The following is a 13391-nucleotide window of genomic DNA, read 5'->3' on the forward strand; positions in this document are numbered from 1 at the left end:
TAAACCTCACTTATTTTATTAACCATACACTCATTACCGAATAGAGTTGATGTAGATTTAATGGTTTACTTATATAATCTGAAGCGCCAGCAGATAAACATTTTTCCTTATCATTTGGCATTGCTTTAGCAGTTAATGCGATAATAGGTATTTCATGTAACCCTAAGTTCATTCGGATATTTTCCATCGTTTCATAACCGTCCATATTCGGCATCATAATATCCATTAAAATAAGGTCAATATTTGTATTGCTTTTTAGTATTTCTAAACACTCTATGCCGTTTTGGGCAGTAATAATGTTGGCATTTTGTTTTTTTAATGCATTTTGTAACGCAAATATATTTCGATGATCATCATCGACAATTAAAATGTTTTTCTCTTGGAAGACGTTATTTGTTTCTGGAGTAACGATAGTTTCTTCAACAACTTCAGCAGGAATAACATCTTCTATCGTTGCTGCGACTTCTAAATTGGATAACTGTATATCATGTAATCCATTTGGAAGGTTAGGAATATATACGGTGAAAGTACTACCTTCTCCTACATTACTCTCTAACGTAATCCAACCACCTAATAATCTCGCAAACTCTTTACAAATAGATAAACCTAATCCTGTACCACCATACTTTCGAATCGTTGCTCCATCTGCCTGTTGAAAGGCTTCGAAAATAAGTTGATGCTGTTCTTTAGCGATACCAATACCAGTATCTTTTACTGAAATTGTAATCCAATCTTTACTTATAGACTGCATATCATGACTCAAATTGGTTGTTTCTATCGAATCAAAATGTAAAGAAACGGATCCTTTTTCTGTGAATTTAAATGCATTGGATAATAAGTTTTTAATAATTTGCTCAATCCGTTTTGCATCTGTATAAAACAGATCAGGAATCGTATCACTGTCCTCAATAGTAAATTCGACATTTTTTTGTGCAGCTATATGTAAAAAGTTTTGATGCATATTGGCTGCCATGTCACTTATGTTCGTTGCCTCAAAAATGATGTCTAGTTTGCCTGCTTCTACTTTAGATAAATCTAGTATGTCATTAATTAAAGTAAGTAAGTCTTTCCCTGATGAATGAATGACAGTTGCTAATTCAATTTCATCGTCGGATAAATTGTTATCATGATTTTCTCTTAACATTTCAGATAATAGTAAAATACTATTTAACGGTGTGCGTAATTCATGTGACATATTTGCTAGGAACTCAGATTTGTATTTTGAGCTGCGTAACAACTCGCTTGCTTTTTCTTCTAATTCTGATTTGGTAATTTGTAAGTCAGCTGTCTTCTGCTCAGCCTCTTCAGTTCTAGACTCTAATTGTTCATTCGTTGTTCGTAATTCTTCTGCTTGCATTTGTAGTTCTTCCGCTTGCGTTTGCAATTCTTCTGATTGAACTTGCAACTCTTCTGTCATTGCTTGTGATTCATGTAAAAGAGTTTGAATTCGCATACGTCCCATAATGCTATGAATTGTTAAACCTAGATTATCAACGGTTTGTTGAATTAAATCTTGATGTAAATCTGAAATCTCAGTTACACTTACTAACTCCATTACTGCGATCACTTCATCCTCAAATAAGATAGGGATGACTAGTAGATTTTTAGGACGTATTTCTAATACTCCACTAGTGACATAACGAAACTCTTCGGGTATGTCACTGAGAATAAAACTTTTCTTTTCTAAGGCAGACTGTCCAATGAAACCTTCACCCATTTTAATGGATTGTTTTCCAATATCAGCACCTTGATCGGCGAAAGAAGCTTTTTTCACATAGTAGACAGTTTCTTCATATTCTTCACGTACATAAAATGCACCGCAAGAAGTTTGCGTTTTTTGTATGATGCCACTAAGAATTTTTTTACCTAACATCTCAATAGAAGATACACCTTGATACATTAAAATTAATTCTGCAAGCTCAGTTTGTAACCACTCTCTTTTTGATATTTCGTCTAGTAGGTGATTTGTTGTATGAGCAAGATCTTTTATTTCATCATGTGTATTTACATGAATTCTTTCCGTAATTTTTTCTTTAGAAGAAATGGATTTAATAGCTTGAATTACATTTTTAATCGTTTTTGTAATGGCATTCGAAATATAGAGTGAAACGATAATAGAAATACAAGAAAGTAAGAACAATAAACTGTATAACCAAATCTCTAATTTATTATTTTCAGTATCTAATTGTGCAGCTCTTTTTTTCGTTAGTTGCTCCTCAGTGCTCCGGAAGTTAGTTACCTGCGATTGTAATGATTGAATTTGAGTCGTGTCGATTATTTGTACATTATTACTATTATTATTTGTAATGAGTGGGTGAATCTCTTTATTAATCCAACTAGTAATGTTTTCGTTAATCTGTTTTAATTTTTCTTGCTGAGAGGGATTATCCTCTAATAAAGCAAAAAGATCTTGATAATGTTTTTCGTAATCCTTTTCCGCAGAGTTAAGGGATTGCACGTAAGTAGGGTTATTAGAAATGATAAACCCTTTCGCTTTATTTTCAATTGTTAGTAACTCTTTCTCCACTTGATTCGTTAAATTGAGAACTTTAAAATCGTGATCAATAATAAAATTACGAGATTTTTGTAAGCTGGAAATCTCATTGTTTAACATAATGAAAGAAACAAGTAAGAACAAAATGATAACTAAATAACCAGCCATAATTTTGTAGCGAATACTAAATTTTGCTTTCGAGTTCATTAAAAATTCCTACCTTCAAGGTTATTAAAACTTTTCTATTTTAAAGAATGAAAAACGTAATATATATTATATCAGTTTTCATAAGGTCAAACTAGAAATCCCCCTATTGTATTAGGGGGTTCTTTTTTAATAGAGGAAATCATTTTGAAATATAAAAACATATATGAAAGGTAGTAGACGAGGGAATAGAGGATAACAAACATTCTAAGAAGGGAAGAGTGTTTTTAAAGCTCTTTTTGCATCTATTCCTTCAAAAATAAATAATACAAGATCTCTCTTTTTTACAGTAAGGAAAAAGGATACTAGAGTGCTTAAATTTTTGATTGATGTCATTGTTCCGTGTTTACTTATAAATACATTCGTTTGAAATGTTGTCATTAAAGCATAAAAATGATGAATCTGCGTTATTGTAGGTGTTTCATTATAAGAAATAGTAGTAGAGTGAATGGCGTTCATCGTAATATTCCTTTCCATATAGTAAGCATAACAATATAAACATACCCGTTTTAAAAAATGTTAAACATATAAATAAGAAAAAATATAAGTATAGTTTTTTACGTTTAGAAAAGGTTAGGAAGGGTATACATATACTACAAAGAGATTGACTGAAGATGAATTGTAAGATGTCTATGTTTAGTAGATTAGTCTATCAAAATATACTTTTACTTTAAATAAAAAGGAGCCTGGTATACATGAATGAAATGATGATTAATATTACATTTGATTTAATTTACTTGTTAAGTAGTTCACTTGTAGTGCTTTTACTATTCGCTTTTTTCGTAAATGGTTATGTTAATAAGAAGATTAGTGTATACAGAAATGAAGAAAAATAAAAATACATTATATAAAATTTTAGGAGGTTAATAGTTATGAATGTAGATAGAAAAATAGTAGGTGTTTTTAGAACAATTGATGATGCGGCACTCGTTATTAATGAATTAAATGATAAAGGATACTCAGCAGATAACATTTCAGCTATTGCAAAAGATCAGAAGGAAATTGAACACCTTGAAGAAAAATCGGGTGAAAAAGTGAATAGCGAAACTGCATATAAAGCAGATATCTTTTCAGCAACAGGGCTTGTGGCAGGAGGAGTAGCAGGCGGACTCGGTGGTTTATTAACAGGTCTTGGTATACTTGCCGTTTCTGGAATGGGTCCAATCGTAGCAGCAGGACCGATCGCAGCAGCTATTGGAGGAGCCGGTATTGGCGGGGGAGCTGGAAGTTTAATAGGAGCATTTATAGGGTTAGGAATTCCAGAAGAACATGCTAAAAAGTATGAAGAATATATTTACGATGGCAATATATTAATTTTAGTAGATGCAAAATTAGATGATAAGTTAGAAATCTATAAAATATTTGATAAGCATAATGCCTATAACTCTGATTTCTTTAAATAAAATGTAAACAAAGTGAATATCATTTTTTGATCTTACAACTTTGGCGCGGCCGAGGAGTCGTATGACTATAAGAGAGGAAGGGCTTATAGTAAAAGATCAAGTTCTATTCTGTTATTTAAAAGGGAAGAGGTGTCTATTCGTGATTGTAAAAATATTAAAGGATAGTAGTAATAGTTTCCTTTGCACAGTTCAAAATAAAAATGGAGACCAGTATGTGAAGAAATGGTTTCGTAAACATGAGAACAATGAAAAATTAGGACGACCAACTTTCAAAGAAGTAGAAAAGGACTGGAAAGAAAATAAAGAGTCGTTTATGTATCCTAATGTTAAAGCGCTTTATTAAAATGAAACATAATGCGCGTTTCATTCTTACAAAACTGTCACATTCCTGTAAGGTAATTCAATAGATTAGTTGTTTGTTCCATGTCATAATAAAGACATAAGAAAGCTAATTAAAACTACAACTTATTAGGAGAGTGTCAGTCATGATTGTAACAACAACGTCTGGAATTCAAGGTAAAGAAATTATTGAGTATATCGATATTGTAAATGGTGAAGCTATTATGGGTGCAAATATTGTCCGCGATTTATTCGCTTCTGTTCGTGATGTTGTCGGTGGTCGTGCTGGTTCTTATGAAAGTAAGCTAAAAGAAGCTCGTGATATCGCAATGGACGAAATGAAAGAACTTGCAAAACAAAAAGGTGCGAACGCTATCGTTGGTGTTGACGTAGATTACGAAGTAGTTCGTGATGGAATGTTAATGGTTGCTGTAAGTGGTACAGCTGTACGTATATAAGTAAATAAAAAACAGGCTCACCCCTTGAAGTTTATGCTTTGAGGGGGTTTTTTATTTTTCTTTTGTTCATGACTAAAGTTAAAATAGAGAAGGGCCGATGTACTAGCTCGCTTATTTCAAATGTAGTATATTATTTCTTAAGAAAAAGCAAATAAATGGAAGTTTTTGTATTTAAAGAAGGTGTTAATTTTATGACAAATAATAAAATTGCTATTTGAGGTACGAAGAGAATTAGTGGTATGAATAATTTTAGAAAGTGTATAGTTAATAGAAATAAACGATGGAGTATGTAAAGAGTTATATTACATAAAATTTATTATGAATGGAGGCGGTTACACTATGTTTTGGTTAGGATGTTTTTTAGGATACATTGTAGGTTCTATTATTACATGTGCGCTACTTTACTTTGGATATAGATCCAATGAAAATAAAAAAGCGGATATGCAAAAAGGGGAGGAGAGAAAAATCAATAAAAGAGGTGTATAGTAGGCGAAAGGTAAGGTGATAACATTGATGCAAAAATAAAGGACAGTTACATATTTCATATGATTACTATGTACTGTCCCGCTTATTCCTTTTGGATTAGGAAAAATTGTTTCCTGTCTTGCTGTAAAATTCATAGGCGAAATATCCAAATAAATAGCCTATTCCAGCTCCTAAACTAACTGAAAGCAGGGCGAAGTTCGGGAAAAATATACCGAAAATCAAACCGATCATACAGCCAACAAGCATTCCTATAGGTATTAAACTGTCTAATAACAGTTGAGCCTCTTTTGATTTTTTCTTACCTAATGTGCCGTTGTCATATTTATGTTTAAGCCTTCCAATTACATAGACTACAATTCCCCCGACTATTAAAACAGGCGCAATTGCCGTGAGTAACCACATGTTAGAATCTCCTTTCGCTTTTTTAATTAAATTACATAAGCTACTTAAAATTCTATGCTACTAAATGGATTGATAGTTGAATGTACTCAATTTAATAACTCGTCAAAAACACTTTCCCTTTCGTTTTCTCCGCAGATTGCACAACATCAACTGCTTTTTTCACATCTGCTAAGTCATACGTAGAATGTACCGTCATAAAACACAATTGCTTATTTTCTACTAAACGAATTAAGTGACGAAACGTTTCTTGCCATTTATATGGTGACACTTCATTATTCCAATGTCGTAAATGAAATATGTTTGCGTGTACTTTTGCTCTCGTGACAATCTCGGCCCAGTTCACTTGTATTCCTGATAGAAGACCGATCGTTAAAAAATGCCCGTTTGGACGTAAGGAGAAAGCTAATTCATTTCCATCCGGTCCCCCAATAGAATCAATCGCAGCGTCTGCACCTCTGCCGTTTGTTAATGTCATAACTGTTTCATAAAGCGGGGTAGTGGAAGTATCAATTACATATGTAGCACCAAGGCGCAGTAATTCTTCTGTATGCTTATTATTTCTTGTAACAGCAATGAGTCGGAAGTTTAAAATTTGTGATAACTGCGCAAAAAGGTGACCAATTGCGGATCCACAAGCATTCACTAATAAAACATCATTCCGTTGTAAGTTTAGCGTTTCTGTACAAGTAACCCACGCTGTAAGGGGATTAATATACATTTGTGCCGCTGTAAAATCATCAATGGAATCAGGAATAGGGACTACAAAATCAGCTGATGTCTTCACATATTCTTGCCAAGTACCTTCCCCGCGTAACGGTAACACACGTTTACCGATAAGCTCTCTAGAAACAAAAGCTCCTACATCTTCTACAATACCAACACCTTCATAACCAGGTATGTTAGGTAAAGGGATTCTATGTGCGTATGCTCCAGTGATGGGAATTAAGTCAGATGGATTAATTGGTCTAACTAGCATATGAACGAAAACTTCATTATCTTTTAGTGGTTCTATATTTTTATATTCAACTTGTAATACGTCTTTTGGATTGCCAAACTTATGAAATTGAATGCATGTTTCAAGCAAAGTAATTTGCCCCCTTAGTTTCATTGGATTTATTATAGCATTTTTAGTTTGGATGGTTATTTTGTTAGTGATAAAAAGGGTTTTTAATTTACGTATTTATCAGAATTTTATAAAATGTGTATATAACTATAAAATGGGGGGATTTCTTCATGTGTACTAGTTTGACGTTACAAACTAAAAATTTCCAACATCTTTTTGCGAGAACAATGGATTTCACATTAGATATGAATCAGGAAGTAATAATCATTCCTCGGCGTTATCAGTGGAACAATATAACTGGTGAAACAATCCGAACGAAAAAGGCTGTTGTCGGAATGGGAATTAATTTTGGAGGAAGGGTCATGATGGCAGATGGAGTAAATGAAGCTGGTATGACATGTGCAACTCTCTATTTCCCAGGATTCGCTACTTATAGTAGTCATGTAGATAGCAATAAAACGAATGTAGCACCATTTGATTTTGTGACTTGGAGCCTCACGCAGTTCAATTCTGTTGAAGAATTAAGAAAATCTATTGATAGCATTGCCTTTATAGATGTGCCATTACCAATTTTAGGGGTTACTCCACCGCTACATTGGATTTTAGCAGATAAATCGGGAGAATGTATTGTACTTGAGCCGACAGCTGATGGAATAAAAGTGTATGACAATCCAATAGGAGTGATGACTAATAGTCCGGAGTTTAGTTGGCATTTACAAAATTTAAGACAATATATTGGTCTTAAATCGCAGCCATTTGCGCCAACGGAGTGGGGCGATGTACCATTAAGTGCTTTTGGCCAAGGTTCAGGATCGATGGGACTTCCTGGAGATTTCACACCGCCATCAAGATTTGTACGGGCAGCGTATGGCAAACAAAACATTCAAGGTATAGAGAACGAAGAAGAGGGTATATCGGCTATTTTTCATATTTTATCGAATTGTGAGGTTCCTAAGGGGGCAGTAATAACAGAAGACGGTATATTAGATAATACGATCTATACAAGTGCAATGTGTATGGAGTCTGGAACATATTATTACCATACTTACGATTGTAGACAAATTATAGCCATTCATTTATTCAATGAAGATTTAGATACAGCTGAGATTAAAACGTATCCGTTTCAGCGGAAGCAAAAAATCTTTTATGAAAACTGAAGCGCCCCTGAAAAAGTGAGACTAATAAAAACACCTCCATTTAATTTGCATACTTAGTATGCGAATTTAGGAGGTGTTTTCTATCATTTACCAATATTCAGGTTTACTTCTTGCTATTCTATTAAGCCGAAGCTCTCTTCATTCTCTCAAGTAAACTAGACAACACATGCGTACGATAAGATTCTAGTTTTTTACCTTCATAAGTACGGATACCTAATTTTTTAAGTTCTTTTACATACCAACCTTTGCTTCCGAAATACATGTGATCGCTCCCCTTCAACTTTGTTTTTATTTATCCTGATTGCATATGGAGGTACAGGAATTATAATGAAGGAAATGAATTTCGCGCGAAAATGGTTAACTTTGTTGCAAAAGACATATATACTAAAGATAGTATACAACGAGGTGGACAAGACGTGATTATAGAGAAGCACGAAATTCAAATTGACCAAATTACTAGCGGTAAAGTGAATATCTTTACTTTCTATAGAAATAGAAAGCAAATTGATGATCATTTTTTACGATTGCAAGAACCATCGCTTACAGCAAACTACTTCTTCCATTTTCATTTTGATGCAGAGAGCTTGCATCTACTTCAGAAAGAGTTTCCGAGCGTATATCCGTACGACGGTAGTGAAACGATTCACGACTGGACGGAAAAGATGAAAGCTGAATTGCAACATCAGATCCAAACAGGAAAATGGAATAAACGCGTACGTATCGGTAATCGCATTCTAGATGTGGTGTTTACGTGGTGTGACGAAGATATAGTAGAGTGAAAAAGAAGCGGATGACGCTTCTTTTTTTTAGCGCTGGAATAAAACGAGCTTACCTGCAGTAGATGTACAGCGATGTGTTTTTTCATACAATCCTTTTTCTTGTAAGATAGATTCACCTTTTGCTTTTGCTTCTTTTTCAGTTGCCGCCTCGAATGATTCGTCTAATGCTTTTGAACCATCTTTTTCAAAGACTGTTAGAACGTATACTCCCATGAAAATTCCCTCCAATAATCAAAATCAGAATCTTATAATTATTTTGACATAAAACGCTACAATATGCAAAGAAATATATGACATTGCGTGGTAAAATAGAATGAAACTTTACTCATCGAGAATATTTTTATTCTCGATGAGTATTAGTTTTCAGCGATGTTAATTTTAATAAAATGAAACTTTTGAAAGATAGAAAGGATCGTTATTTGTGAAACAAGTAAAGTTTATACATGCGGCTGATTTGCATTTGGATAGTCCGTTTAAAGGGATGGAGATGAATGTACCGCAGTCTGTTTGGGAGAGAATGAAGCAAAGTACGTTTGAATCATTTGAGCGTATTGTTGATAAAGCGATTCAAGAGCGCGTTGATTTCGTATTACTAGCTGGGGATTTGTATGATGCGGAGACGAGAAGTTTGAGGGCGCAAGTGTTTGTGCGTGAGCAAATGAAGAGACTTTCGCAGTACGATATCCCTGTTTTTATTATTCACGGTAACCATGATCATTTAGGGGGAAGCTGGGCAGCAATTGAGTTTCCGGAAAATGTTCATGTATTTACTGAGCCTTATGTAGAAGAGAAATCATTTTATAAAAATGGTGAGCTATTAGCTTCTATTTATGGTTTTAGTTATTTGCAGCAAGCGGTAACAGATAATATGACAGCGCAGTATACGAAAATGAGTGATGCGCCTTTTCATATTGGCATGCTTCACGGAAGTGTGGAAGGAGATGCAGAGCATAATCGCTATGCACCGTTTCAAATTCGTGAGTTGAAAGAAAAACAGTTTGATTATTGGGCTCTTGGCCATATACATAAACGTGAAATTTTATCAGAAGAACCATGCATTATTTATCCAGGGAACATACAAGGTCGTCATCGTAAGGAAACAGGCGAGAAGGGTGCGTACCTTATTGAACTTACGAAACAAGGAACGCAGTGTTCATTTTTCCATACGGCAGATGTTGTATGGGATGAAATCGAAGTTTGTATTGATAGACTTGAAACTGTTGATGAACTTATGACGAGCCTATCTACTGCGATGAATGAATGCCGAAGAGAAGAGGAAGGTACGCTATTAACTGTCGTATTCACAGGACAAGGCTCACTTTCCCCTTATTTGCGTGACGAAAAGCGCGTGGAAGAGATTTTTCACATTTTAGCATCTAGCGAAGAGCGAAAAGATTTTGTATATGCGATGAAGTGGAAAAATGAGACGGTTTCTTTTGCGGAAATCGAACGTTTGAAAGCGGAAAATCATTTCATAGGTAGTGTGCTAAAGGAGTTAGAAGCTTTCAGCAATATGGACGGAGTATTGCGCACTATTTGGACATCTCCTGTAGCGCGTAATAGTATTGAATCTTTTACAGAAGAAGAGAAGAAAGAGATTCAAAAGGAAGCAGAAAATATTATTTTAGAGCAATTATTCCAGCAAGAGAGGGATAAAAAATGAGAATTGAAAAACTCCATATTTATGGGTACGGAAAATTAGAAAATGTGGAAATGGCTCTTTCCTTGCTGACGGTGTTATACGGTGAAAATGAAGCGGGGAAATCGACAATTCGCTCATTTATGAAAAGTATTTTGTTCGGTTTTCCGACGAGAGGACAGCGCCGTTATGAGCCGAAAGAAGGCGGGAAGTATGGCGGCGCGATGACTGTGCAAACAGAGCAGTACGGTCGTTTGAAAATTGAGCGATTGCCAAAGACGGCAGCTGGCGAGGTGACCGTTTATTTTGAAGACGGGAAAACGGGCGGAGAAGAAATTTTAAACGATATATTAAGCGGGATGAATGAAAGTTTATTTGAATCTGTCTTTTCATTTGATATGCATGGTCTTCAAAATATTCATCAGCTAGGCGAAGCGGATATTGGCAATTATTTATTTTCGGCAAGTGCAGTCGGAAGTGATGCGCTATTGCAGTTAGATAAAAAGCTAGAAAAAGAAATGGATCAGCGCTTTAAGCCGAGCGGGCGTAAACCAGAAATTAACGTGTCATTGCAAGAGATGAAGAAACTTGAAGAGAAGATGAAAGAGTGGCAAGGAAAAATTGGCACGTATGAAAAACAAGTAGAGCAGTTAAAAGAAAGTGAAGAGAAGCTTGCTTCTGTTCGCGTGGAGAAAGAGAGTGCAGAAAAAAGAAAGCAAGATTATGAAATATTAGCAGCGCTTGAGCCACTCGTTATTGAAAAACGTGCGCATGAGAAAGTGTTAGAGAACGAGAGCGGGCAGTTTCCTGTAAACGGAATGGCGCGTTATGAAGCAATGAAGGCGAAGATGGAGCCGCTTCAATTACAAGTTGATTCGCTCCACAAGAAAATTGAGACAGTGCAATCGGAAATTGCCTCGATTCAAATAGATGAAGAGTTTTTACAAAAAGAAAGTTATGTAGAAGAACTTCGTATGCAGCATATGTCTTACGAAAATGCACGCCAAGAAATGCGTGATATGAGCGGGAATATTACGAATATAAAAGAAGAAATCGCAGAACTAGAACAGCAAATTGGTACTACTTTTGAAAAGGAAACAGTTCTTTCATTTGATATGAGTTTGGCAACGAAAGAGTTAATTACGCAAACAGTGCAAAAGGCGCGCGAATTAGAAACGCAAAAAGCACAGCTCGATGATCGTTTTAAAGTAGCGCAAGAGCAATTAGAAGAACAAGAAGAAAATATAAGACAGATTAAGAAACAAATGTTAGTGGATGAAGAGAGAAATGTGTTAGTTGAGAAAGAGAAAGCGTTCCAAGATGCGGCGTTTATCGGTATGGGCGCAGAGAGAATGAAGCGCAAGTATGAGGAAAAAGCAGGAGTAGCTAAGCAAAAGAAAAAGCAGTGGCAAAGGGTTTGTCTTCTGTTACTTCTTATTAACACAGGCGTTTTATTCACAAGCTTATTTATAGATAACCGAGCGCTCTTATTTATTAGTGTCATTGTTTTTGTAGGGATTGTTCTCGCCCTTGTTTTATATAAAGATCCATCAAATGGATTACAAGAAGAGCTCCTTACACTTCAGCAAAGTGCCGGCGGGAGACAAAGTGAAGAAGCGATGTCTGTTCGCTATCAGTTAGAAAAAGATGAAGAGATACGTAAATTATTTGAGCGCGAGTCTTATAAGTTACAGCAGTTGGAACGAGCGTATGATAAAGTCGTTTCATCGTATGAGGAATGGGAGAGAGAAACGTTCCAGGCGGGAGAACAAGTCGATGCATATAAAGCGCGCTATATGTTTCCTGAATTTTATACGTATGCACACATATTGCCGGCGTTTGAGCGTATGGAAAAAATGCAGCAATTATATCGTGAATTAGAGAAACAAGGCACGCGAAAATCTTCATTATATGAAATGATTTCGCAATTTGAACATAAACTAGAAACTGTTATCGGTAGTGCGGAGTATAGTAAGCTACACGAGGCACAAAGCCGTATGCAAAATGAGAAAGAGAAGCGCCAAACTTGTAAGCAGTTAAAAGAAAAACTGGCGGAATGGCAAGAAGAATATGAGTTTATGCAAGAACAATTAAAGCAATTACTAATAGAACGAGATGGTTTATGGCATATTGCAGCGTCTACAGATGAAGAGATGTTTTTAGAAGCGGGTAAACTAGCGGAAAAACGTGAAGATGCAGAGAAACAAGTGGGGCGTTTATTACCGCAAATTGATCTGTTAGAACAGCGTTTAACGAGTTTATCATTAGCTGAACATTACGAAGCTGACGGTTATGACGGAAAATTAAAGCAAGAACTGACAGTCGTGCAAAACTGTCTGGCACAAGAGAAAGAACTGACAGAGCGTATTGCGAAACATCGTATGGAAATTGCGAATTTAGAAGAAGGTAGTACGTACGGCGATTTAATGCATGAATGGGAAATGAAAAAAGCGCAAGTGCGTGAACAAGTGAAGAAGTGGGCTGCTTATGCGGCCGCAAAAACGGTGTTAACGAAAACGAAGCAATATTATCATGAAGTACATCTTCCTCGTATTTTACAAAAGTCAGAAGAGTATTTCGTCTATTTAACAGGCGGACGATATAGTAAAATCTTTTCACCGTCAGAGTCAGAGCCGTTTATTGTAGAGCGTAACGATGGTATGCGTTTTTACAGTCATGAACTAAGCCAAGCGACAGCGGAGCAGTTATATTTATCGCTGAGATTTGCACTAGCAAAAACATTTGAGCATGATTATCCATTTATTATTGATGATAGTTTCGTGCACTTTGACGCGGTAAGGACGAATCGAACGATTGAACTTATAAAGGAAATTGCAAAGGATAGACAAGTCATATTTTTTACATGTCATGCGCATTTACTCGCGTATTTTACAGAAAAACAGATTATAAAATTAACACATATGCGTAAAGAAAATGAGTTGTAGTGTGCTATACTAAAAGTAACTG

The 13391-nt window shown here is 35.4% G+C and carries 14 protein-coding genes; 8 read left to right on the plus strand and 6 right to left on the minus strand.

Annotated elements, in window-relative coordinates:
• Window positions 1–10 precede the first annotated feature (10 nt).
• Together MR112_RS20945 and MR112_RS20950 are read right to left on the minus strand one after the other, a co-directional pair.
• Complete coding sequence (locus MR112_RS20945) at window positions 11–2701, minus strand: ATP-binding protein (RefSeq protein WP_242245262.1); 2691 nt, start codon at window positions 2699–2701, stop codon at window positions 11–13.
• Between the two features lie 204 nt (window positions 2702–2905).
• Window positions 2906–3157, minus strand: coding sequence for a hypothetical protein (locus tag MR112_RS20950; RefSeq protein WP_242245263.1), 252 nt, complete (start codon window positions 3155–3157; stop codon window positions 2906–2908).
• Between the two features lie 236 nt (window positions 3158–3393).
• On the opposite strand from MR112_RS20950, the gene MR112_RS20955 reads away from it, so the two are divergent.
• From MR112_RS20955 to MR112_RS20970, 4 genes are all read left to right on the plus strand, one after another.
• The gene (locus tag MR112_RS20955) at window positions 3394–3534 is read left to right on the plus strand and encodes a hypothetical protein (RefSeq protein ID WP_001004571.1); all 141 of its coding nucleotides are present in this window, start codon (window positions 3394–3396) and stop codon (window positions 3532–3534) included.
• Between the two features lie 36 nt (window positions 3535–3570).
• Window positions 3571–4101 (plus strand): general stress protein, encoded by a 531-nt coding sequence (locus tag MR112_RS20960; RefSeq protein WP_242245264.1) that lies wholly within the window; start codon window positions 3571–3573, stop codon window positions 4099–4101.
• 139 nt (window positions 4102–4240) lie between these two features.
• Entirely contained in the window at window positions 4241–4444 is a 204-nt protein-coding gene (locus MR112_RS20965) for a DUF4028 family protein (protein WP_002023439.1), read from the plus strand.
• A gap of 142 nt (window positions 4445–4586) precedes the next feature.
• Window positions 4587–4898, plus strand: coding sequence for a YbjQ family protein (locus tag MR112_RS20970; RefSeq protein ID WP_000637511.1), 312 nt, complete (start codon window positions 4587–4589; stop codon window positions 4896–4898).
• A gap of 582 nt (window positions 4899–5480) precedes the next feature.
• On the opposite strand, the gene MR112_RS20975 is transcribed toward MR112_RS20970, so the two are convergent.
• Window positions 5481–5786: a hypothetical protein gene (locus MR112_RS20975; protein WP_000266566.1), complete on the minus strand. Its 306-nt coding sequence runs from the start codon at window positions 5784–5786 to the stop codon at window positions 5481–5483.
• Window positions 5787–5877: 91 nt separating this feature from the next.
• The gene (locus MR112_RS20980; RefSeq protein ID WP_242245265.1) at window positions 5878–6870 is read right to left on the minus strand and encodes a zinc-dependent alcohol dehydrogenase family protein; all 993 of its coding nucleotides are present in this window, start codon (window positions 6868–6870) and stop codon (window positions 5878–5880) included.
• A gap of 149 nt (window positions 6871–7019) precedes the next feature.
• Here MR112_RS20980 and bsh point away from each other — a divergent pair, with 149 nt between their 5' ends.
• Window positions 7020–8006 carry a choloylglycine hydrolase gene (gene bsh, locus MR112_RS20985; RefSeq protein ID WP_000337598.1) on the plus strand — a complete coding sequence of 329 codons (987 nt, stop codon included), beginning with the start codon at window positions 7020–7022 and terminating at the stop codon, window positions 8004–8006.
• Window positions 8007–8127: 121 nt separating this feature from the next.
• On the opposite strand, the gene MR112_RS20990 is transcribed toward bsh, so the two are convergent.
• Window positions 8128–8268, minus strand: a complete 141-nt coding sequence (locus tag MR112_RS20990; protein ID WP_000273537.1) for a YflJ family protein — start codon at window positions 8266–8268, stop codon at window positions 8128–8130.
• 154 nt (window positions 8269–8422) lie between these two features.
• On the opposite strand from MR112_RS20990, the gene MR112_RS20995 reads away from it, so the two are divergent.
• Window positions 8423–8785, plus strand: coding sequence for a hypothetical protein (locus MR112_RS20995; RefSeq protein ID WP_000582785.1), 363 nt, complete (start codon window positions 8423–8425; stop codon window positions 8783–8785).
• A gap of 27 nt (window positions 8786–8812) precedes the next feature.
• Here the strand turns inward: MR112_RS20995 and MR112_RS21000 are convergent, their stop codons facing one another.
• Window positions 8813–8998: a YhzD family protein gene (locus tag MR112_RS21000; protein ID WP_000539552.1), complete on the minus strand. Its 186-nt coding sequence runs from the start codon at window positions 8996–8998 to the stop codon at window positions 8813–8815.
• A 208-nt stretch (window positions 8999–9206) separates the two neighbouring features.
• Between MR112_RS21000 and MR112_RS21005 the strand changes: the two genes are divergently transcribed.
• Together MR112_RS21005 and MR112_RS21010 are read left to right on the plus strand one after the other, a co-directional pair.
• Window positions 9207–10448, plus strand: coding sequence for a metallophosphoesterase family protein (locus tag MR112_RS21005; RefSeq protein ID WP_121868499.1), 1242 nt, complete (start codon window positions 9207–9209; stop codon window positions 10446–10448).
• The gene (locus MR112_RS21010) at window positions 10445–13369 is read left to right on the plus strand and encodes an ATP-binding protein (protein ID WP_242245266.1); all 2925 of its coding nucleotides are present in this window, start codon (window positions 10445–10447) and stop codon (window positions 13367–13369) included. Before MR112_RS21005 ends, MR112_RS21010 begins: the two co-directional genes overlap by 4 nt.
• The last annotated feature ends 22 nt before the right edge of the window (window positions 13370–13391 follow it).

This window comes from Bacillus cereus group sp. BfR-BA-01330 (genome assembly GCF_022663885.1).
Taxonomy (GTDB): domain Bacteria; phylum Bacillota; class Bacilli; order Bacillales; family Bacillaceae_G; genus Bacillus_A; species Bacillus_A cereus.

Coding starts and splice junctions, on each gene's coding strand:
- MR112_RS20950 (WP_242245263.1), bottom strand. CDS start 3,157: ATGAACGCCATTCACTCTACTACTATTTCTTATAATGAAACACCTACA.
- MR112_RS21010 (WP_242245266.1), top strand. CDS start 10,445: ATGAGAATTGAAAAACTCCATATTTATGGGTACGGAAAATTAGAAAAT.
- MR112_RS20955 (WP_001004571.1), top strand. CDS start 3,394: ATGAATGAAATGATGATTAATATTACATTTGATTTAATTTACTTGTTA.
- MR112_RS20990 (WP_000273537.1), bottom strand. CDS start 8,268: ATGTATTTCGGAAGCAAAGGTTGGTATGTAAAAGAACTTAAAAAATTA.
- MR112_RS21000 (WP_000539552.1), bottom strand. CDS start 8,998: ATGGGAGTATACGTTCTAACAGTCTTTGAAAAAGATGGTTCAAAAGCA.
- MR112_RS20960 (WP_242245264.1), top strand. CDS start 3,571: ATGAATGTAGATAGAAAAATAGTAGGTGTTTTTAGAACAATTGATGAT.
- bsh (WP_000337598.1), top strand. CDS start 7,020: ATGTGTACTAGTTTGACGTTACAAACTAAAAATTTCCAACATCTTTTT.
- MR112_RS20975 (WP_000266566.1), bottom strand. CDS start 5,786: ATGTGGTTACTCACGGCAATTGCGCCTGTTTTAATAGTCGGGGGAATT.
- MR112_RS20970 (WP_000637511.1), top strand. CDS start 4,587: ATGATTGTAACAACAACGTCTGGAATTCAAGGTAAAGAAATTATTGAG.
- MR112_RS20945 (WP_242245262.1), bottom strand. CDS start 2,701: ATGAACTCGAAAGCAAAATTTAGTATTCGCTACAAAATTATGGCTGGT.